The 20701-nt window shown below is 68.6% G+C and carries 15 protein-coding genes and 1 tRNA gene; 14 read left to right on the top strand and 2 right to left on the bottom strand.

From position 1 onward, the window contains the following. Positions 1-189: 189 nt before the first annotated feature. The 3 genes from KM933_RS17280 (at position 190) to KM933_RS17270 (ending at position 3238) form a co-directional block, all read left to right on the top strand. Positions 190-1641: an MFS transporter gene (locus tag KM933_RS17280; protein ID WP_221353087.1), complete on the top strand. Its 1452-nt coding sequence runs from the start codon at positions 190-192 to the stop codon at positions 1639-1641. Between the two features lie 102 nt (positions 1642-1743). Continuing rightward, on the top strand, positions 1744-2121 hold the full coding sequence (locus KM933_RS17275; RefSeq protein WP_221353085.1) for a DUF3291 domain-containing protein: 378 nt from the start codon (positions 1744-1746) through the stop codon (positions 2119-2121). 61 nt (positions 2122-2182) lie between these two features. Beyond that, the gene (locus tag KM933_RS17270) at positions 2183-3238 is read left to right on the top strand and encodes a UDP-N-acetylmuramate dehydrogenase (RefSeq protein WP_221353083.1); all 1056 of its coding nucleotides are present in this window, start codon (positions 2183-2185) and stop codon (positions 3236-3238) included. A 179-nt stretch (positions 3239-3417) separates the two neighbouring features. On the opposite strand, the gene KM933_RS17265 is transcribed toward KM933_RS17270, so the two are convergent. Further along, positions 3418-4446, bottom strand: a complete 1029-nt coding sequence (locus tag KM933_RS17265) for an adenosine deaminase (RefSeq protein ID WP_221353081.1) — start codon at positions 4444-4446, stop codon at positions 3418-3420. Between the two features lie 128 nt (positions 4447-4574). Beyond that, positions 4575-5801 (bottom strand): pyridoxal phosphate-dependent aminotransferase, encoded by a 1227-nt coding sequence (locus tag KM933_RS17260; protein WP_221353079.1) that lies wholly within the window; start codon positions 5799-5801, stop codon positions 4575-4577. Positions 5802-6141: 340 nt separating this feature from the next. Between KM933_RS17260 and KM933_RS17255 the strand changes: the two genes are divergently transcribed. The 11 genes from KM933_RS17255 to KM933_RS17205 all read left to right on the top strand — a co-directional run bounded on the left by KM933_RS17255 (position 6142) and on the right by KM933_RS17205 (position 20637). Continuing rightward, a tRNA-Trp gene (locus tag KM933_RS17255) sits at positions 6142-6214 on the top strand. Between the two features lie 108 nt (positions 6215-6322). Then, positions 6323-6610: a preprotein translocase subunit SecE gene (gene secE, locus KM933_RS17250; protein ID WP_055517385.1), complete on the top strand. Its 288-nt coding sequence runs from the start codon at positions 6323-6325 to the stop codon at positions 6608-6610. A gap of 77 nt (positions 6611-6687) precedes the next feature. Beyond that, a complete protein-coding gene (gene nusG, locus KM933_RS17245) occupies positions 6688-7593 on the top strand; it encodes a transcription termination/antitermination protein NusG (RefSeq protein ID WP_221353077.1) in 906 nt (301 codons plus the stop codon). 195 nt (positions 7594-7788) lie between these two features. Beyond that, positions 7789-8223 carry a 50S ribosomal protein L11 gene (rplK, locus tag KM933_RS17240; RefSeq protein ID WP_010986329.1) on the top strand — a complete coding sequence of 145 codons (435 nt, stop codon included), beginning with the start codon at positions 7789-7791 and terminating at the stop codon, positions 8221-8223. 79 nt (positions 8224-8302) lie between these two features. After that, positions 8303-9028 carry a 50S ribosomal protein L1 gene (gene rplA / locus KM933_RS17235; protein ID WP_221353075.1) on the top strand — a complete coding sequence of 242 codons (726 nt, stop codon included), beginning with the start codon at positions 8303-8305 and terminating at the stop codon, positions 9026-9028. Positions 9029-9188: 160 nt separating this feature from the next. Further along, complete coding sequence (locus KM933_RS17230; RefSeq protein ID WP_221353073.1) at positions 9189-10088, top strand: SCO4651 family lipoprotein; 900 nt, start codon at positions 9189-9191, stop codon at positions 10086-10088. 188 nt (positions 10089-10276) lie between these two features. Then, positions 10277-11143 (top strand): SCO4651 family lipoprotein, encoded by an 867-nt coding sequence (locus KM933_RS17225; protein WP_221353134.1) that lies wholly within the window; start codon positions 10277-10279, stop codon positions 11141-11143. Between the two features lie 319 nt (positions 11144-11462). Next, positions 11463-11993 carry a 50S ribosomal protein L10 gene (rplJ, locus tag KM933_RS17220; protein WP_221353071.1) on the top strand — a complete coding sequence of 177 codons (531 nt, stop codon included), beginning with the start codon at positions 11463-11465 and terminating at the stop codon, positions 11991-11993. Positions 11994-12103: 110 nt separating this feature from the next. Then, positions 12104-12487: a 50S ribosomal protein L7/L12 gene (gene rplL, locus KM933_RS17215; RefSeq protein WP_221353069.1), complete on the top strand. Its 384-nt coding sequence runs from the start codon at positions 12104-12106 to the stop codon at positions 12485-12487. A gap of 645 nt (positions 12488-13132) precedes the next feature. Beyond that, positions 13133-16621, top strand: a complete 3489-nt coding sequence (gene rpoB, locus KM933_RS17210) for a DNA-directed RNA polymerase subunit beta (RefSeq protein WP_221353066.1) — start codon at positions 13133-13135, stop codon at positions 16619-16621. 101 nt (positions 16622-16722) lie between these two features. Further along, entirely contained in the window at positions 16723-20637 is a 3915-nt protein-coding gene (locus KM933_RS17205; protein WP_221353064.1) for a DNA-directed RNA polymerase subunit beta', read from the top strand. Positions 20638-20701: the final 64 nt, after the last annotated feature.

Below are 20701 nucleotides of genomic sequence, written 5' to 3'. Positions count from 1 at the left end.
CGGACGGTGGAACGCCCGGACGCCGGGACCTCCGGACGCCGGGACCTCCGGACGCCGGGTGCCCGGAGGTCGTCGGGTGTCCGGATGTCGGGCCTCTCGGGACCAAGGCGGTGGACACCGCCTTTTCGTGAGCTCGAAAATTAGTGATCAATAACTAACCGAACCCTATGACCACCCACTGGGGGAGCGATGTCACAGCAGCTGCCGTCACCGGCCGAACGTCGCGGGGGAGCCGTCTGGGCCCTCGTCATCACCGGTGTCGCCGGATTCATGGCGGCCCTCGACAACCTCGTCGTCACCACCGCCCTGCCCTCGATCCGACAGGACTTCGGGGGAGAGCTCGACGACCTGGAATGGACCGTGAGCGCCTACACGCTCACCTTCGCCGTACTGCTGATGTTCGGCGCGGCCCTCGGGGACCGGTTCGGCCGTCGCCGGCTCTTCCTCGTCGGCATCACCGTCTTCACCGGAGCGTCCGCCGCGGCGGCCATGGCGCCCGGCATCGACGCGCTGATCGCCGCCCGCGCGGTGCAGGGCGTCGGCGCGGCCATCATGATGCCGCTGACGCTGACCCTGCTCACGGCCGCCGTTCCGGCCGCCAGGCGCGGAACGGCGTACGGCATCTGGGGTGCCGTCAACGGTCTCGCGGTCGCCTCGGGACCGCTCATCGGGGGCAGCCTCACCGAACACCTGTCCTGGCAGTGGATCTTCTGGCTGAACGTCCCGCTGGGCCTCGCCCTGCTGCCGCTCGCCCGGCTGCGCCTCTCGGAGTCGTTCGGCACCGGCGCCCCGCTCGACATCCGCGGCACCCTGCTCGCCAGCGGCGGCCTCTTCGGGATCGTGTACGGGCTGGTCCGCGCGCCCGTCGTCGGGTGGAGCGACGGCCTGGTGCTGCTGGCCCTGTTCGCGGGCGCGTCCCTGCTCGCCGGCTTCGTGTTCCACGGCATACGCGCCAGGAACCCGATGCTCCCGATGCGGCTCTTCCGCAGCCGCGCCTTCGCCGGCATCAACGCGGCCAGCCTGCTGATGTTCCTCGGCATGTTCGGTTCGATCTTCCTGCTCAGCCAGTACCTGCAGGGCGTGCTCGGCTACTCGCCCACCGAAGCGGGCCTGCGCATGCTGCCGTGGACCGGTATGCCGATGCTCGTCGCACCCCTCGCGGGTTATCTGTCGGACCGGATCGGCGGTCGCCCGGTCGTCGCGACGGGCCTGTTCCTGCAGGCCGCCGGGCTCGGCTGGTTCGCTCTCGTGGTCGAGGCCGACACGTCGTACGCCGCGCAGCTGCCCGCCCTGGTCATCAGCGGCATCGGGATGTCCCTGTACTTCGCCCCCGCCTCCAGCTTGGTCATGTCCAGTGTCCTGCCGCAGGAGCAGGGGATCGCGTCCGGCGCGAACAACGCGCTGCGTGAGGTCGGCGGGGCGCTCGGCATCGCGGTGATGGCCTCGATCTTCTCCTCCCGGGGCGGCTACGAGAGCGCGCAGACCTTCGTGGACGGCCTCCGGCCCGCCCTGTGGGTCGGCGCCGCCGCGGTGGCCGTGGCGGGCGCCGCCGCGCTGTACATACCGGGGCGCCGACGGACGGCCGCGCCGGGGAAGGGCGCGGCGGCACCCGCACCGGTACCGGAGACGGCCGCGCACTGAGTCCGGAATCCCGCCTCCCGGCTCCGCCCCTCCCACCCTTCCCGCACCTTCTGCGCCCCCCACGCCTCTCGCACCTCTCGCACCTTCCGAAAGGAGACCGTTGTGCCCACTCTTCCCTGGACCGTGCCGAACACCCCGCCCCAGGACGCCGATGTGCACGTCTTCGCCTCCCGTTTCGAGACCCGCACCCTCTGGGGGGCGCTGAGGTTCCTCGCCGGGACACCGGGTGTCTGGCGGCAGGTGAGCAGGGCGCCCGGGGCGTACGGGGCCACCCTGAAGGCCGCGCCCTTCAAGCGGACCTTCTGGACCCTGTCCGCCTGGGAGTCGCCCGCCGCGCTCAAGGCATTCGCCCGCTCCGGCACCCACGCGCCGACCGCCCGGGGCCTCGGCACGCAGATGCGGGACGCGAAGTTCGCGACCTGGACCGTACGGGCGGACGAACTCCCGCTGAGCTGGCCGGAGGCGCTGCGCCGGCTGTGACCGCGGTCCGCAGGGAACGGCCCCGCCCCGACCGGCGGGACCGTTCTCGTACCCTGGGCACGTGCAGGAACTCCAGGACGCCCCCCTCGCCCCGTTGACCACCTTCCGGCTCGGCGGCCCCGCCGCCCGGCTGATCACCGCGACGACCGATGCCGAGGTCATCGCCGCGGTCCGTGAGGCCGACGACTCCGGGACCCCGCTGCTGCTGATCGGCGGCGGATCCAATCTGGTCATCGGCGACAAGGGCTTCCCGGGAACCGCCGTGCGCATCGCCACGCGCGGCTTCGCGCTGGACGGTACGAAGCTGGAGCTGGCCGCCGGCGAGGTGTGGACCGACGTGGTCGCCCGCACCGTCGAGGCGCGTCTCGCGGGCATCGAGTGCCTCGCCGGGATCCCGGGCTCCGCCGGTGCGACACCGATCCAGAACGTGGGCGCGTACGGCCAGGAAGTGTCGTCGACGATCACCGAAGTGATCGCGTACGACCGGAAGAGCCGTGAGACGGTCACGATCTCGAACGCGGAGTGTGCCTTCTCGTACCGCCACAGTCGCTTCAAGAGCGAACCCGAGCGCTTCGTGGTGCTGCGCGTCCGCTTCGGGCTGGAGGACGCCGCCGGGCTGTCGGCACCCGTCAAGTACGCGGAGACGGCGCGCGCGCTCGGCGTCGGACCCGGTGACCGGGTGCCGGTGGACGCGGCGCGCGAGACGGTCCTGAAGCTGCGGGCGGGGAAAGGGATGGTGCTCGACCCCGAGGACCACGACACCTGGTCCGCCGGTTCGTTCTTCACCAACCCGGTCCTCACCCACGAGGAGTTCGCCGTCTTCCACGCGCGCGTGGCGGAGCGGCTGGGCCGGGGCGTGGTCCCGCCCGCCTACCCCGCCGGTGACAAGCACACCAAGACCTCGGCGGCCTGGCTGATCGACAGGTCCGGGTTCACCAAGGGGTACGGTTCCGGCCCCGCGCGCATCTCGACCAAGCACACGCTGGCCCTGACCAACCGCGGCGGGGCGACCACGGAGGACCTTCTCGCGCTCGCCCGCGAGGTCGTGGCGGGCGTTCACGAGACCTTCGGGATCACACTCGTCAACGAACCGGTGACGGTGGGCGTCAGCCTCTAGGGCTCCAGGGCTCCAGGGCTCCACGGGTTCGAGGCTCCGGGGCTCCGGGATTCCACGGCTCGCGGCGCGCCGCGCCGCCGACCGGCAGGCGCGCCGGGGCCGGCGCCGGGACCGGCCCCGGTCCCTCCGGAAGCGGCCGTCGGCTTCGGCCCGCTCGGCAGCGGTACCGACCGGGCCGATCAGACGACCGGGGCCGCCAGCCAGTCGTCGATCCCGGACAGCAGTTTCTCCCTGGTGTCGTGCGGGGCCGCCGAGCCCCGTACGGACTGGCGCGCCAGCTCGGCCAGCTCGGCGTCGGTGAAATCGTGGTGGTCGCGCGCGATGTCGTACTGGGCGGCCAGCCGCGAACCGAACAGCAGCGGGTCGTCCGCGCCGAGCGCCAGGGGCACGCCCGCCTCGAACAGGGTGCGCAGGGGGACGTCCTCCGGCTTCTCGTAGACCCCCAGGGCGACGTTCGAGGCGGGGCAGACCTCACAGGTGACGCCCCGCTCCGCGAGCCGTTTCATCAGCCGCGGGTCCTCTGCGGCCCGCACCCCGTGCCCGATCCGCGAGGCGTGCAGGTCGTCCAGGCAGTCGCGCACGGACGCCGGGCCCGCCAGCTCCCCGCCGTGCGGCGCCGCCAGCAGACCGCCCTCCCGGGCGATCGCGAAGGCCCGGTCGAAGTCGCGGGCCATGCCCCGGCGCTCGTCGTTGGAGAGCCCGAACCCGACGATGCCGCGGTCCGCGTATCGCACGGCCAGACGGGCCAGCGTACGGGCGTCCAAGGGGTGCTTCATCCGGTTCGCGGCGACCAGGACCCGCATCCCGAGCCCGGTCTCGCGCATGGTCGTGTCCACCGCGTCCAGGATCACCTCCAGCGCCGGGATCAGACCGCCCAGGCGCGGCGCGTACGACGTCGGGTCGACCTGGATCTCCAGCCACCCCGAGCCGTCCTTGAGGTCCTCCTCGGCGGCCTCGCGCACGAGCCGCAGGATGTCCTCGGGATCCCTGAGGCACGACCGCGCCGCGTCGTACAGGCGCTGGAAACGGAACCAACCGCGCTCGTCCGTCGCCCGCAGGCTGGGCGGCTCGCCGCTCGTCAGCGCGTCGGGCAGGTGGATTCCGTGCTTGTCGGCCAGTTCCAGCAGGGTGGTGTGCCGCATCGATCCGGTGAAGTGCAGGTGCAGATGAGCTTTGGGCAGCTCAGCGACCTTACGTACGTGCTCCATTCAAGGATCCTGCCGCACGCCGCCACCGTACCGGTAGCGCTTTCCCTGAACGTGGTCTTGCTCGCACGAAGAAACGGGCCGCCTCCCCGGAGGGAAGCGGCCCGCAGTACGTACTGACGCGGACGGAATCAGTCCTTGGCCTCCGCCAGGAGCTTCTGGATCCGTGAGACGCCCTCGACGAGATCCTCGTCACCCAGCGCGTACGACAGCCGCAGATAGCCCGGCGTGCCGAACGCCTCGCCCGGTACGACCGCCACCTCGACCTCGTCCAGGATCAGGGCGGCCAGCTCCACGGAGTCCTGCGGGCGCCTGCCGCGGATCTCCTTGCCGAGGAAGCCCTTCACCGAGGGGTACACGTAGAAGGCGCCCTCGGGCTCCGGGCAGAGCACGCCGTCGATCTCGTTCAGCATCCGCACGACGGTCCGGCGGCGCCGGTCGAAGGCCTCGCGCATCTCGGCGACGGCCGTCAGGTCGCCCGAGACGGCGGCGATCGCCGCGGCCTGGGCGACGTTCGACACGTTGGACGTGGCGTGCGACTGGAGGTTCGTCGCGGCCTTGACCACGTCCTTCGGGCCGATGACCCACCCGACCCGCCAGCCGGTCATCGCGTACGTCTTCGCGACGCCGTTGACGACGATGCACTTGTCGCGCAGCTCCGGCACGGCCGCCGGCAGCGAGGTGAACGTCGCGTCCCCGTAGACCAGGTGCTCGTAGATCTCGTCCGTCAGCACCCACAGACCGTGCTCGACGGCCCAGCGGCCGATCGCCTCGGTGTCCGCGGGGCTGTAGACGGCGCCCGTGGGGTTGGAGGGCGACACGAAGAGGACGACCTTGGTCCGCTCGGTGCGGGCCGCCTCCAGCTGCTCGACCGAGACGCGGTAGCCCGTGGTCTCGTCCGCGACGACCTCGACCGGGACACCGCCGGCCAGCCGGATCGACTCGGGGTACGTCGTCCAGTACGGGGCCGGGACGATGACCTCGTCACCCGGGTCGAGGATCGCGGCGAACGCCTCGTAGATGGCCTGCTTGCCGCCGTTGGTCACCAGGACCTGGGAGGCGTCCACCTCGTAACCGGAGTCGCGCAGCGTCTTGGCGACGATCGCCGCCTTCAGCTCGGGGAGGCCGCCGGCCGGCGTGTAGCGGTGGAACCTCGGGTTCTTGCATGCCTCGATCGCGGCCTCGACGATGTAGTCCGGGGTCGGGAAGTCGGGCTCGCCGGCGCCGAAGCCGATCACCGGACGCCCGGCGGCCTTGAGGGCCTTGGCCTTGGCGTCCACGGCGAGGGTGGCGGATTCGGAGATCGCGCCGACTCGGGCGGAGACCCGGCGCTCGGTGGGAGGGGTTGCAGCGCTCATGGGCCCATCGTTCCAGACCGGAAACATCCGCGGCACACTGGTTTCACGGACTGGGCACGACCGGCCGGAAGACGCCCCGGAGCCGCGCCCCCGTGTGCCCCGGAGCTGCGTCCCCGTGTGCTCCGGAGCCGTGCCCCGGTGTGTCCCCGAGCCGCGCCCCGGTGTGTCCGGAGCCGCGTCCCGGGAGGTGCCGCGGCACGGCCGGAGTCCGCGTGGACGCTTTCTGTTCGACGCCCGGCCGCCGACCACGTACACTCTCACCTCGTTGGCCTTCACCGGCCGCGCCGTCCCGGTGCACACCGAGCATCCGGGCGGATGCGGTACGTTGTGGGGGAAGCAGAGGGTCGTAGCTCAATTGGTAGAGCACTGGTCTCCAAAACCAGCGGTTGGGGGTTCAAGTCCCTCCGGCCCTGCTACACACTCCTTTCACCAGGATGTGTGCACAGGTACGTACTGCATCGCACCGCCGTGCGGCTCACACCGGCGCGGCACGGCCACGACCCGGAATCAGGTGAGGACGAGTGACGGACGCCGTGGGCTCCATCGACATGCCTGATGCCCAGGACGAGGCGCCGGAGTCCCAGAAGAAGGGCCGCAAGGGCGGCAAGCGTGCCAAGAAGGGCCCGCTGAAGCGCCTCGCCCTCTTCTACCGCCAGATCGTCGCGGAGCTCCGCAAGGTCGTCTGGCCGACCCGCAATCAGCTGACGACGTACACCACCGTGGTGATCGTGTTCGTGGTCATCATGATCGGTCTGGTGACTCTGATTGACTTCGGACTCGACAAGGCCGCCAAGTACGTCTTCGGCTGAGCCAAGCGCGAAGGGCGCCGTACCCGGCGCCCGCTTTCGCGTGTTCCACCCCCATGATCCAGGAAGAAGCAGCCACCGTGTCTGACCCGAACCTGAACGACGCCATCGAGCCGCGCGGACAGGACGCCGAGTCCGTTGACGACGAGCTCGACATCGTCGAGGGCGCGGACGTCGAGGACGAGGTCGAGGCTGCCGACGCCGCCGCGGACGAGTCCGGCGAAGAGGCTGCCCCGGACGTCGAGGACGAGTCCGACGTCGCCCTCGGGGAAGACGCCGAGGACGTCGAGGACGACACCGACGCCGCCGTCTCCGAGGAGACCGGGGAAGACGACGCGGAAGAAGAGGAAGCGGAGGAGACCGAGCCGGTCGACCCCGTCCTCGCCCTCCGCGAGGAGCTGCGCACGCTGCCCGGCGAGTGGTACGTCATCCACACGTACGCCGGATACGAGAACCGCGTGAAGACCAACCTCGAACAGCGGGCCGTCTCGCTGAACGTCGAGGACTTCATCTTCCAGGCCGAGGTGCCGCAGGAAGAGGTCGCGCAGATCAAGAACGGCGAGCGCAAGACCATCAAGCAGAACAAGCTCCCCGGCTACGTGCTGGTGCGCATGGACCTGACGAACGAGTCCTGGGGTGTCGTGCGCAACACCCCCGGCGTCACCGGCTTCGTGGGCAACGCCTACGACCCGTACCCGCTGACGCTCGACGAGATCGTCAAGATGCTCGCCCCCGAGGCCGAGGAGAAGGCCGCCCGCGAGGCCGCGGAGGCCGAGGGCAAGCCGGCTCCGTCCCGCAAGCTCGAGGTCCAGGTGCTGGACTTCGAGGTGGGCGACTCGGTCACCGTCACCGACGGCCCGTTCGCGACGCTGCAGGCGACCATCAACGAGATCAACCCCGACTCGAAGAAGGTCAAGGGCCTCGTCGAGATCTTCGGCCGCGAGACCCCGGTCGAGCTGAGCTTCGACCAGATCCAGAAGAACTAGCCGTTCTTCCGGACCGCATACCTCCGACCAGGTCAGACGGGCTCCCACCGGAGTCACTCCCCCGCTTGCGGGGGACCGTCTGACCTGCTCGGTTTTTGGCCGCACACCGATACCCGTTATCGTGGTGCGGTATGCCTCCATCCGGACGATCCGAAATGGACGGCTGGAAACTCTCACTAGGACCCGGAGAGAGCAATGCCTCCCAAGAAGAAGAAGGTCACGGGGCTCATCAAGCTCCAGATCCAGGCCGGCGCGGCCAACCCGGCTCCGCCGGTCGGCCCCGCGCTGGGCCAGCACGGCGTCAACATCATGGAGTTCTGCAAGGCCTACAACGCCGCGACCGAGTCGCAGCGCGGCTGGGTCATCCCGGTGGAGATCACGGTCTACGAGGACCGCTCCTTCACCTTCATCACCAAGACCCCGCCGGCCGCGAAGATGATCCTCAAGGCCGCCGGTGTCGAGAAGGGCTCGGGCGAGCCGCACAAGACCAAGGTCGCCAAGATCACCCAGGCGCAGGTCCGTGAGATCGCCACGACCAAGCTGCCCGACCTGAACGCCAACGACCTGGACGCCGCGTCGAAGATCATCGCCGGTACCGCCCGTTCCATGGGCATCACGGTCGAGGGCTGATCCCCACCTTCGCGGAACACCACCGTGGGAGGGCCTGCTCGGCCCCTACCACGACTCCTCAGAGCACACAGGAGCAGTAGTGAGCAAGCGCAGCAAGTCTCTCCGCGCTGCGGACGCCAAGATCGACCGGGAGAAGCTGTACGCCCCGCTCGAGGCCGTCCGTCTCGCCAAGGAGACCTCCACCTCCAAGTTCGACGGCACCGTCGAGGTCGCCTTCCGTCTGGGTGTCGACCCGCGCAAGGCCGACCAGATGGTCCGCGGCACCGTGAACCTCCCGCACGGCACCGGCAAGACCGCCCGGGTCCTGGTCTTCGCGACCGGTGACCGTGCCGAGGCCGCGACCGCCGCAGGCGCCGACATCGTCGGCTCCGACGAACTCATCGACGAGGTGGCGAAGGGGCGGCTGGACTTCGACGCCGTCGTCGCCACCCCCGACCTCATGGGCAAGGTCGGCCGCCTGGGCCGTGTCCTCGGCCCGCGTGGTCTGATGCCGAACCCGAAGACGGGCACCGTGACCCCGGACGTGGCCAAGGCCGTGACCGAGATCAAGGGCGGCAAGATCGAGTTCCGCGTCGACAAGCACTCGAACCTGCACTTCATCATCGGCAAGGCGTCGTTCGACGACACCCAGCTGGTGGAGAACTACGGCGCCGCGCTCGACGAGATCCTTCGTCTGAAGCCGTCGGCCGCCAAGGGTCGCTACATCAAGAAGGCCGCGATCAGCACCACGATCGGCCCCGGCGTTCCGGTCGACCCGAACCGCACCCGCAACCTCCTCGTCGAGGAGGACCCGGCCGCCGTCTGAGCCCCGAGCTCCCCGGCAGCCGCGTCACGGACGCGATCTCCGGACGGGCCCCGCAACCTTTCGAGGCGCGGGGCCCGTCTCTGTCTCCGGTTCCGTTTCCGGGCCGGGTGTCAGTGCCCTGCGCTAGCGTGCGAGGCACGGAAATCGCATAGGGGGACGAATGATGAGCTCGATCGTGCGCCGGGTGACCGTCTCGACGGCGGTCGCCGCCGCCCTGACCGGGGTCGCGGCCTGTAGCGGCTCGGACTCCGGCGGGGGGTCGGAGGAAACCGGCCGGGGGGACGGCGGATCGAGGATCCTGGCGAACCCGATCGCGGCCCTGCGTTCCGTGGAGAAGAGCACCGACAGGGCGGACTCCGCCAAGGTCGAGTCCACCACGACCATGGGCACGATGATGTCGATGGAGGCGGACGGCGTCCTCGGCTGGTCCGACGGCCTCACCGGCAAGCTGACGATCACGTACACCGGCGGCACGATGGCCGACCAGATGCGGCAGCTGGGCACCACCTCGATGGAGGCCCGCTACCTGCCGGACGCCTACTACGCGAGGATGGGCGACAAGTTCGCCGAGCAGTCCGGCGGCAAGCACTGGATCAAGTACGCGTACGACGACCTGGCGGACCTCGCCGGCGGATCGGGCGCGTACATGAAGGACCAGATGCAGAACACCACGCCGAACCAGTCGGTGAAGCTCCTGCTGGCCTCCGGGGACGTCGAGAAGGTCGGCCGGGAGAAGGTGCGCGGCGAGGACACCACGCACTACTCGGGCACGGTCGAGGTCGCGGACCTCGCGGGCAGGGACACGAACCTCTCCGCGGACCAGCTGGCCGGTCTGAAGCGCCAGCTGGAGCAGGCCGGTGTGACCACCGAGACGATCGACATCTGGGTGAACGACGAGAACCTGCTCGTCAAGAAGTCCGAGAAGGGCGAGCTGGCGACCGGCTCGATGTCCTCCACGGCGTACTACAGCGACTACGGGGTGAAGGTCTCGGCCGAGGAGCCCGCGGCGGGCGACACCGCCGACTTCAAGGACCTCGTGCGGACCCCGTCCGCGAGTTGAGAGCCGCCCGGGAGGCCCTCCGGGCGGCCACCGGAAGGCCGCTCCGGGCAGTCACAGGCGTCACGCAGGCACCGTGACAACTCGCAGGACCGCCCGGATCCCGCTGGGATACGCTCGCGCCCTGTCTGTGAGGCGCTCATCTGTTCTCTGTCGCTCACCTGTTCGCTGGGGGAATCGTGAAAATCGCTGTGCGTGGGGCCGGACGCCGGCGCGGGTCCGTACGTCATGGGGCGACGGGTGCGGTGGTGGCCGCTCTCGTCCTCGGCGGGGGCGCCGTCGGCTGTTCGAAGGAGTCCTCCGGGGGTGAGTCGCCGAAGATGACGCCCGTCGCGGCCGTCGCCAGGGCGGCGAAGAAGACGGAGGACATCACCTCCCTCAGCTACCGGATGACCGGCAGGACCCCGGAGGACGGGCGCGTGGAAGCCGAGGCCCGGATGCGCAGGGAACCCGACCTCGCCATGAGCATGAAGATGACCGTCCTCGACCAGGGAGCGGACGGCACCGTCGAGATCCGCCTGGTCGACAAGGTGATGTACATCGGCGGGGGTCTCGCGGCCGCCATGAAGATAGACGGCAAGAGCTGGATCAAGTTCGACCTGTCCGCGCTGGACGACGAGGCGCTGGGCGGCGGAGCCCCGGGCGCGGGAGCGGCCGACAGGGACCCGGCGCAGGAGGCCACCTTCCTCACCGGCGCCGAGGACGTGAAGAAGGTCGGCGAGGAGAAGGTGGACGGCGTCGGGACCACCCGCTACCAGGGCACGTTCACCCTCGACGAGTTCCGGGCGTCCCTGAAGGACGAGAGCAAGGCCACCCGCGGGAAGCGGGAGAAGAGCCTGGAGCAGTACGAGGCGATGGGCGTGGACGCGCTCACCATGGACGTCTGGGTCGACGGCGAGGACCACACCAAGCAGTTCCGTATGCGGGGCGACGCCGACAAGGGCAGGCTCGACATGACCATCACCTTCCTCGACCACGACAAGCCCGTGACGGTCGAGGCCCCGCCGGCCGAGGACGTCACGGACCTGGCCGGGATGAGGGGCGACCTGGAGGGCTGACGTCCCCGACACCCCGCCGGACCGGTGCGGCGGACCGGCCGGGGCACGGATTTGCTTGACAGCGCCCCGTTCACGTAACCTTCCACAGAAGCCAAAGACCGCTGGTCGTCGCCGTGCTCTCGCAAGAGGATCCGGTGACCGAAGGATCCGCTGAATTGCGGACGACCCGCGTAGGTGACTGTGGATGAGCTCCCGGACAGTCCCGTACTCCGTACGGATTCCGCCCGGTAGAGCCACGCCCCGTGCGCCTGCGCCGGGGCGTTTCGTTTTCCCAGTCTCCTTGCGAGCGGTCCTCATCACCCGGAAGGAGGCCACGCTTATGGCAAGGCCCGACAAGGCTGCCGCGGTAGCCGAGCTCGCGGACCAGTTCCGCAGCTCGAACGCCGCCGTGCTGACCGAGTACCGGGGTCTCACCGTGGCGCAGCTCAAGACGCTGCGCCGTTCGCTCGGTGAAGACGCCCAGTACGCCGTGGTGAAGAACACGCTGACCAAGATCGCGGCCAACGAGGCCGGGATCTCCACGCTCGACGACCTGTTCAACGGTCCGACGGCGGTTGCCTTCATCTCCGGTGACCCGGTGATGTCGGCGAAGGGTCTTCGTGACTTCGCCAAGGACAACCCGAACCTCGTCATCAAGGGCGGTGTCCTTGACGGCAAGGCGCTGTCCGCCGACGAGATCAAGAAGCTTGCGGACCTCGAGTCCCGCGAGGTTCTGCTCGCCAAGCTGGCGGGCGCCATGAAGGGCAAGCAGTCCCAGGCTGCCGCGCTCTTCCAGGCGCTTCCCTCGAAGTTCGTCCGCACCGCGGAGGCGCTTCGTGCCAAGCAGGCCGAGCAGGGCGGTGCCGAGTAACTCGGCTCGCTTGTTGACCGCCGCCTGAGGCGACGGTCGTAGCGGGCCGAACGTACGCCCGCCTCACCAGTACATCCCGGCACCTGCCGAATTAGTGGAAGGACGCCATCATGGCGAAGCTGTCCCAGGAAGAGCTGCTCGCGCAGTTCGAGAACCTCACCCTCATCGAGCTCGCCGAGTTCGTGAAGGCCTTCGAGGAGAAGTTCGACGTCACCGCTGCCGCCCCGGTCGCCGTCGCCGCCGGTGGCGCCGCTGCCGCCCCGGCCGAGGCCGAGGCCGAGCAGGACGAGTTCGACGTCATCCTCACGGGTGCCGGCGAGAAGAAGATCCAGGTCATCAAGGTCGTGCGTGAGCTGACCTCGCTGGGTCTCAAGGAGGCCAAGGACCTCGTGGACGGCGCCCCGAAGCCCGTTCTCGAGAAGGTCGCCAAGGAAGCCGCCGAGAAGGCCGCCGAGTCCCTCAAGGGCGCCGGCGCCTCCGTCGAGGTCAAGTGACCCGACGAGTCCGCGAGGACTCCTGCGGGCCGGTACAGCGGCTGAACTAGCGCTGTAACGCTGACGCACCGAAGAGCGATCACCCAACTGGGTGGTCGCTCTTCGGCGTTCGAGGGGCCGTGCGGCGGCAGCCTTGCGAGGCCGGTCGCGGCGAGTATGGTGATCTTCGTCCGTGCCGCCGGCCGCCTGTGACGGGCAGTGGAACACGATGCGGGCCGGGGTGCGGAACGGGTGCGAGTGGCGACGGCAGCACCCGGTTCGGCATGGGGGGCCTTGACGAACCGCACGCAGCGCGCAATTCTCAGGACGCGTCGTCACAACGATCCGGATCCGAGGCATGGATCGACGGCGAAGAGGGCAGTATCGATGTGCATCGAGGGCGCGGCTTGCAGCAGGGGTTGAGAGCAACGAGGGTCTTCAAAAACCCGCACTGGACATCAGTGGGCCTAGTGGCTACACTGACCCTTTGCGCTGCCTGTTAGCTGCCTCCTGCCCGTCACCAGGGGCATACCCTCGCTTGAGCATTGTGGATGGAACCGACTCCGACCTGGCCCTTTGTGACCGGTTCGGGAAACGATCCGCCCCTGTGCCCCGCTTGGGACCGGTACGCGCGTAGTGAGTCCGAGCCCTCGGAAGGACCCCCTCTTGGCCGCCTCGCGCACTGCCTCGACCGCGAATACGAACAACGGCGCCAGCACCGCCCCGCTGCGCATCTCCTTTGCAAAGATCAAGGAGCCCCTCGAGGTTCCGAACCTTCTTGCGCTGCAGACCGAAAGCTTCGACTGGCTGCTCGGCAACGACGCGTGGAAGGCTCGTGTCGAGGCGGCTCTGGACAGTGGACAGGACGTCCCCACCAAGTCCGGTCTCGAAGAGATCTTCGAGGAGATCTCTCCGATCGAGGACTTCTCAGGGTCGATGTCCCTGACGTTCCGCGACCACCGTTTCGAGCCTCCGAAGAACTCCATCGACGAGTGCAAGGAGCGCGACTTCACGTTCGCCGCCCCGCTCTTCGTCACCGCCGAGTTCACCAACAACGAGACCGGCGAGATCAAGTCCCAGACCGTCTTCATGGGCGACTTCCCGCTCATGACGAACAAGGGCACCTTCGTCATCAACGGCACCGAGCGTGTCGTGGTGTCGCAGCTGGTCCGTTCGCCGGGTGTCTACTTCGACTCCTCCATCGACAAGACGTCCGACAAGGACATCTTCTCCGCGAAGGTCATCCCCTCCCGGGGCGCCTGGCTGGAGATGGAGATCGACAAGCGCGACATGGTCGGTGTCCGCATCGACCGCAAGCGCAAGCAGTCCGTCACCGTCCTCCTCAAGGCCCTCGGTTGGACGACCGAGCAGATCCTGGAGGAGTTCGGCGAGTACGAGTCCATGCGCGCCACCCTGGAGAAGGACCACACCCAGGGTCAGGACGACGCGCTGCTCGACATCTACCGCAAGCTGCGCCCGGGCGAGCCCCCGACCCGTGAGGCCGCGCAGACGCTGCTCGAGAACCTCTACTTCAACCCCAAGCGCTACGACCTCGCGAAGGTCGGCCGCTACAAGGTGAACAAGAAGCTGGGCGGCGACGCCCCGCTGGACGCCGGTATCCTGACCGTCGAGGACATCATCTCGACGATCAAGTACCTGGTGAAGCTGCACGCCGGTGAGACCGAGACGGTCATGGGCGACAACAACGCCTCGATCGTCGTCGAGACCGACGACATCGACCACTTCGGCAACCGCCGTCTGCGCAACGTGGGCGAGCTCATCCAGAACCAGGTCCGTACGGGTCTGGCGCGTATGGAGCGAGTCGTCCGCGAGCGCATGACGACCCAGGACGTCGAGGCGATCACGCCGCAGACCCTGATCAACATCCGGCCGGTCGTCGCCTCCATCAAGGAGTTCTTCGGCACCAGCCAGCTGTCGCAGTTCATGGACCAGAACAACCCGCTGTCGGGTCTCACCCACAAGCGCCGCCTGTCGGCGCTCGGCCCGGGTGGCCTCTCGCGTGAGCGGGCCGGCTTCGAGGTCCGTGACGTGCACCCCTCGCACTACGGCCGCATGTGCCCGATCGAGACCCCCGAAGGCCCGAACATCGGCCTGATCGGCTCGCTCGCCTCCTACGGCCGGGTCAACGCGTTCGGTTTCGTCGAGACGCCGTACCGCCGGGTCACCGACGGTGTCGTCACCGACGAGGTCGACTACCTGACCGCCGACGAGGAGGACCGCTTCGTCATCGCGCAGGCCAACGCCGTGCTCAACGACGACATGCGGTTCAACGAGGCCCGCGTCCTGGTCCGCCGCCGTGGCGGGGAGGTCGACTACGTCCCCGGTGACGACGTCGACTACATGGACGTCTCGCCGCGCCAGATGGTGTCGGTCGCGACCGCCATGATCCCGTTCCTGGAGCACGACGACGCCAACCGCGCCCTCATGGGCGCGAACATGATGCGCCAGGCCGTGCCGCTGATCACCGCCGAGGCCCCCCTCGTCGGTACGGGCATGGAGTACCGCTGCGCCGTCGACGCCGGCGACGTCATCAAGGCCGAGAAGGCCGGTGTCGTCCAGGAGGTCTCCGCGGACTACATCACCGTCACCAACGACGACGGCACGTACACCACCTACCGGGTGGCCAAGTTCTCCCGCTCGAACCAGGGGACCTCGGTCAACCAGAAGGTCGTCGTGGACGAGGGCGACCGGGTCGTCGAGAACCAGGTTCTCGCCGACGGTCCGGCCACCCAGGAAGGCGAGATGGCGCTGGGCAAGAACCTGCTCGTCGCCTTCATGCCGTGGGAGGGCCACAACTACGAGGACGCGATCATCCTGTCGCAGCGCCTCGTGCAGGACGACGTCCTCTCCTCGATCCACATCGAGGAGCACGAGGTCGACGCCCGTGACACCAAGCTCGGCCCCGAGGAGATCACCCGGGACATCCCGAACGTCTCCGAGGAGGTCCTCGCCGACCTCGACGAGCGCGGCATCATCCGCATCGGTGCCGAGGTCGTCGCCGGTGACATCCTGGTCGGCAAGGTCACGCCCAAGGGCGAGACCGAGCTGACCCCGGAGGAGCGCCTGCTGCGCGCCATCTTCGGCGAGAAGGCCCGTGAGGTCCGTGACACCTCGCTGAAGGTGCCGCACGGCGAGATCGGCAAGGTCATCGGCGTCCGCGTCTTCGACCGTGAAGAGGGCGACGAGCTGCCGCCGGGCGTGAACCAGCTGGTCCGCGTCTACGTGGCGCAGAAGCGCAAGATCACGGACGGTGACAAGCTCGCCGGCCGCCACGGCAACAAGGGCGTCATCTCCAAGATCCTCCCGATCGAGGACATGCCGTTCCTGGAGGACGGCACGCCCGTCGACATCATCCTCAACCCGCTGGGTGTCCCGTCCCGGATGAACCCGGGGCAGGTCCTGGAGATCCACCTCGGCTGGCTCGCCAGCCGCGGCTGGGACGTCTCCGGCCTCGGCGAGGAGTGGGCGCAGCGCCTCCAGGCCATCGAGGCCGACAAGGTCGACCCGGGCACCAACGTCGCCACCCCCGTCTTCGACGGTGCGCGCGAGGACGAGCTCGCGGGTCTGCTGCAGCACACGATCCCGAACCGCGACGGTTCGCGCATGGTGCTGCCGACCGGCAAGGCGCCGCTGTTCGACGGCCGCTCCGGCGAGCCGTTCCCGGAGCCGATCTCGGTCGGCTACATGTACATCCTCAAGCTGCACCACCTGGTCGACGACAAGCTGCACGCCCGGTCGACCGGTCCGTACTCGATGATCACCCAGCAGCCGCTGGGTGGTAAGGCCCAGTTCGGTGGCCAGCGCTTCGGTGAGATGGAGGTGTGGGCGCTGGAGGCTTACGGCGCCGCGTACGCCCTCCAGGAGCTCCTGACCATCAAGTCCGACGACGTGACCGGTCGCGTGAAGGTCTACGAGGCCATCGTCAAGGGCGAGAACATCCCCGAGCCCGGCATCCCCGAGTCCTTCAAGGTGCTCATCAAGGAGATGCAGTCGCTCTGCCTCAACGTGGAGGTGCTGTCCTCGGACGGCATGTCCATCGAGATGCGCGACACGGACGAGGACGTCTTCCGCGCCGCGGAGGAGCTCGGTATCGACCTGTCCCGGCGCGAGCCGAGCAGCGTCGAAGAGGTCTGACGGGTCTGGCCGGGGCTCGCTGAACACGAGCCCCGGCTAACCAACCCCGGACCCCAGTCAGACCAGTGAAGAATCGACCCCGAAAGAGGGATTGACGACAAGTGCTCGACGTCAACTTCTTCGACGAGCTGCGGATCGGCCTTGCTACCGCTGACGACATCCGTCAGTGGTCCCACGGCGAGGTCAAGAAGCCGGAGACCATCAACTACCGCACCCTCAAGCCCGAGAAGGACGGACTCTTCTGCGAGAAGATCTTCGGTCCGACCCGGGACTGGGAGTGCTACTGCGGCAAGTACAAGCGCGTCCGCTTCAAGGGCATCATCTGCGAGCGCTGCGGCGTCGAGGTCACTCGCGCCAAGGTGCGTCGTGAGCGGATGGGTCACATCGAGCTTGCCGCTCCCGTCACCCACATCTGGTACTTCAAGGGCGTTCCGTCGCGTCTTGGCTACCTGCTCGACCTCGCTCCGAAGGACCTCGAGAAGGTCATCTACTTCGCCGCGTACATGATCACGTACGTCGACGACGAGCGCCGTACGCGCGACCTGCCCTCGCTGGAGGCGCACGTCTCCGTCGAGCGCCAGCAGGTGGAGAACCGCCGCGACTCCGACCTGGAGGCCCGCGCCAAGAAGCTCGAGACCGACCTGGCCGAGCTGGAGGCCGAGGGCGCCAAGGCCGACGTGCGCCGCAAGGTGCGCGAGGGCGCCGAGCGTGAGATGAAGCAGCTGCGCGACCGTGCGCAGCGCGAGATCGACCGTCTCGACGAGGTGTGGACCCGCTTCAAGAACCTCAAGGTCCAGGACCTCGAAGGCGACGAGCTGCTCTACCGCGAGCTGCGGGACCGCTTCGGCACGTACTTCGACGGTTCGATGGGTGCCGCGGCGCTGCAGAAGCGCCTGGAGTCCTTCGACCTGGAGGAGGAGGCCGAGCGCCTCCGCGAGATCATCCGTACCGGCAAGGGCCAGAAGAAGACCCGTGCGCTCAAGCGCCTCAAGGTCGTCTCCGCGTTCCTGCAGACCAGCAACAGCCCCAAGGGCATGGTGCTGGACTGCGTGCCGGTCATCCCGCCGGACCTCCGCCCGATGGTGCAGCTGGACGGTGGCCGCTTCGCGACCTCCGACCTGAACGACCTGTACCGCCGTGTGATCAACCGCAACAACCGCCTGAAGCGGCTTCTCGACCTCGGCGCGCCCGAGATCATCGTGAACAACGAGAAGCGCATGCTCCAGGAGGCCGTGGACGCCCTCTTCGACAACGGTCGTCGCGGTCGCCCGGTCACCGGTCCCGGCAACCGTCCGCTGAAGTCCCTGAGCGACATGCTCAAGGGCAAGCAGGGCCGTTTCCGCCAGAACCTCCTCGGCAAGCGCGTGGACTACTCCGCGCGTTCCGTGATCGTCGTCGGTCCGCAGCTCAAGCTGCACCAGTGCGGTCTGCCGAAGGCGATGGCGCTGGAGCTCTTCAAGCCGTTCGTGATGAAGCGCCTGGTGGACCTGAACCACGCGCAGAACATCAAGAGCGCCAAGCGCATGGTGGAGCGCGGCCGCACCGTCGTGTACGACGTCCTCGAAGAGGTCATCGCCGAGCACCCGGTGCTGCTGAACCGTGCTCCCACCCTGCACCGCCTCGGCATCCAGGCATTCGAGCCGCAGCTGGTCGAGGGCAAGGCCATCCAGATCCACCCGCTCGTCTGCACCGCGTTCAACGCGGACTTCGACGGTGACCAGATGGCCGTGCACCTGCCGCTCTCCGCGGAGGCGCAGGCCGAGGCGCGCATCCTGATGCTGTCCTCGAACAACATCCTCAAGCCCGCCGACGGCCGTCCGGTGACGATGCCGACCCAGGACATGGTCCTCGGTCTGTTCTTCCTCACCACCGACGGCGAACTGCGGGACGTCAAGGGCGAGGGCCGGTCGTTCGGCTCCACGGCCGAGGCGATCATGGCGTTCGACGCCGGCGAGCTCTCGCTGCAGTCGCGCGTGGACATCCGCTTCCCGGTGGGCACCATCCCGCCGCGCGGCTGGACCCCGCCGGCCCGCGAGGAGGGCGACGACGCCGTCGGCGAGCGGGAGTGGCAGCAGGGCGACACGTTCCGCCTGAACACCACCCTGGGCCGCGCGCTCTTCAACGAGCTGCTGCCCGAGGACTACCCCTTCGTCGACTACGAGGTCGGCAAGAAGCAGCTCTCCGAGATCGTCAACGACCTCGCCGAGCGGTACCCCAAGGTCATCGTGGCGGCGACGCTCGACAACCTGAAGGCCTCCGGCTTCTTCTGGGCGACCCGTTCCGGCGTCACCGTGGCCATCTCCGACATCGTCGTCCCCGACGCGAAGCGCGAGATCGTCAAGGGGTACGAGGACCAGGACGAGAAGGTCCAGAAGCAGTACGAGCGCGGTCTGATCACCAAGGACGAGCGCACGCAGGAGCTCATCGCGATCTGGACCAAGGCGACCAACGAGGTCGCCGAGGCGATGAACGCGAACTTCCCGAAGACCAACCCGGTCTCCATGATGGTGAACTCCGGCGCGCGCGGAAACATGATGCAGATGCGTCAGATCGCCGGTATGCGCGGTCTGGTGTCGAACGCCAAGAACGAGACGATCCCGCGTCCCATCAAGGCGTCCTTCCGCGAGGGCCTGTCCGTCCTGGAGTACTTCATCTCCACGCACGGTGCCCGTAAGGGTCTGGCGGACACCGCCCTGCGTACCGCCGACTCGGGTTACCTCACCCGTCGTCTGGTGGACGTCTCGCAGGACGTCATCATCCGCGAGGAGGACTGCGGCACCGACCGCGGCCTGCGCCTGTCGATCGCCGAGCGCGGCGCCGACGGCGTCCTGCGCAAGGCGGAGAACGTCGAGACCAGCGTGTACGCACGTGCGCTGGCCGAGGACATCACCGTCGACGGGCGGGTGCTGGCCCCGGCCAACACCGACCTCGGCGACGTCCTCATCGACGAGCTGGTCAAGCACGGCATCGAGGAGGTCAAGACCCGCTCGGTCCTGACCTGCGAGTCCGCCGTCGGCACCTGCGCCATGTGCTACGGCCGTTCGCTGGCCACCGGCAAGCTGGTCGACATCGGTGAGGCGGTCGGCATCATCGCCGCCCAGTCCATCGGTGAGCCCGGTACCCAGCTGACGATGCGTACCTTCCACACCGGTGGTGTGGCCGGTGACGACATCACCCAGGGTCTGCCCCGTGTCGTCGAGCTCTTCGAGGCCCGTACGCCCAAGGGTGTCGCCCCGATCTCCGAGGCCTCCGGCCGCGTGCGGATCGAGGAGACCGAGAAGACCAAGAAGCTCGTGGTCACCCCGGACGACGGCAGCGACGAGACGGCGTTCCCGATCTCGAAGCGCGCCCGTCTCCTGGTCAGCGAGGGCGAGCACGTCGAGGTGGGCCAGAAGCTCACCGTGGGTGCCACCAACCCGCACGACGTGCTGCGCATCCTGGGTCAGCGTGCCGTCCAGGTCCACCTGGTCGGCGAGGTCCAGCGGGTCTACAACTCGCAGGGCGTGTCGATCCACGACAAGCACATCGAGATCATCATCCGGCAGATGCTGCGCCGTGTGACGATCATCGAGTCGGGCGACGCGGAGCTGCTGCCCGGCGAGCTCGTCGAGCGGTCGAAGTTCGAGACCGAGAACCGTCGTGTGGTCCAGGAAGGCGGCCACCCGGCCTCCGGCCGTCCGCAGCTGATGGGTATCACCAAGGCCTCGCTCGCCACCGAGTCGTGGCTGTCGGCGGCGTCCTTCCAGGAGACGACCAGGGTGCTGACGGACGCGGCGATCAACGCCAAGTCCGACTCCCTGATCGGCCTCAAGGAGAACGTCATCATCGGTAAGCTCATCCCGGCCGGTACGGGCCTGTCCCGCTACCGCAACATCCGGGTCGAGCCGACCGAGGAGGCCAAGGCCGCGATGTACTCGGCCGTCGGCTACGACGACATCGACTACTCGCCGTTCGGCACGGGCTCCGGCCAGGCCGTTCCGCTGGAGGACTACGACTACGGTCCGTACAACCAGTAGGCGGGTCGCCCGAGCCGGTTGACCGGCTAGGGCGCTCGGGTCGGAAGGGCGGCCACCCCCTCGG

Origin of the sequence: Streptomyces beigongshangae, from assembly GCF_019710745.1 — a bacterium.
GTDB classification, from domain to species: Bacteria; Actinomycetota; Actinomycetes; order Streptomycetales; family Streptomycetaceae; genus Streptomyces; species Streptomyces beigongshangae.
The sequence above is the reverse complement of the archived record's forward strand: the minus strand, read 5'-3'. Positions and strand labels throughout refer to the sequence as shown.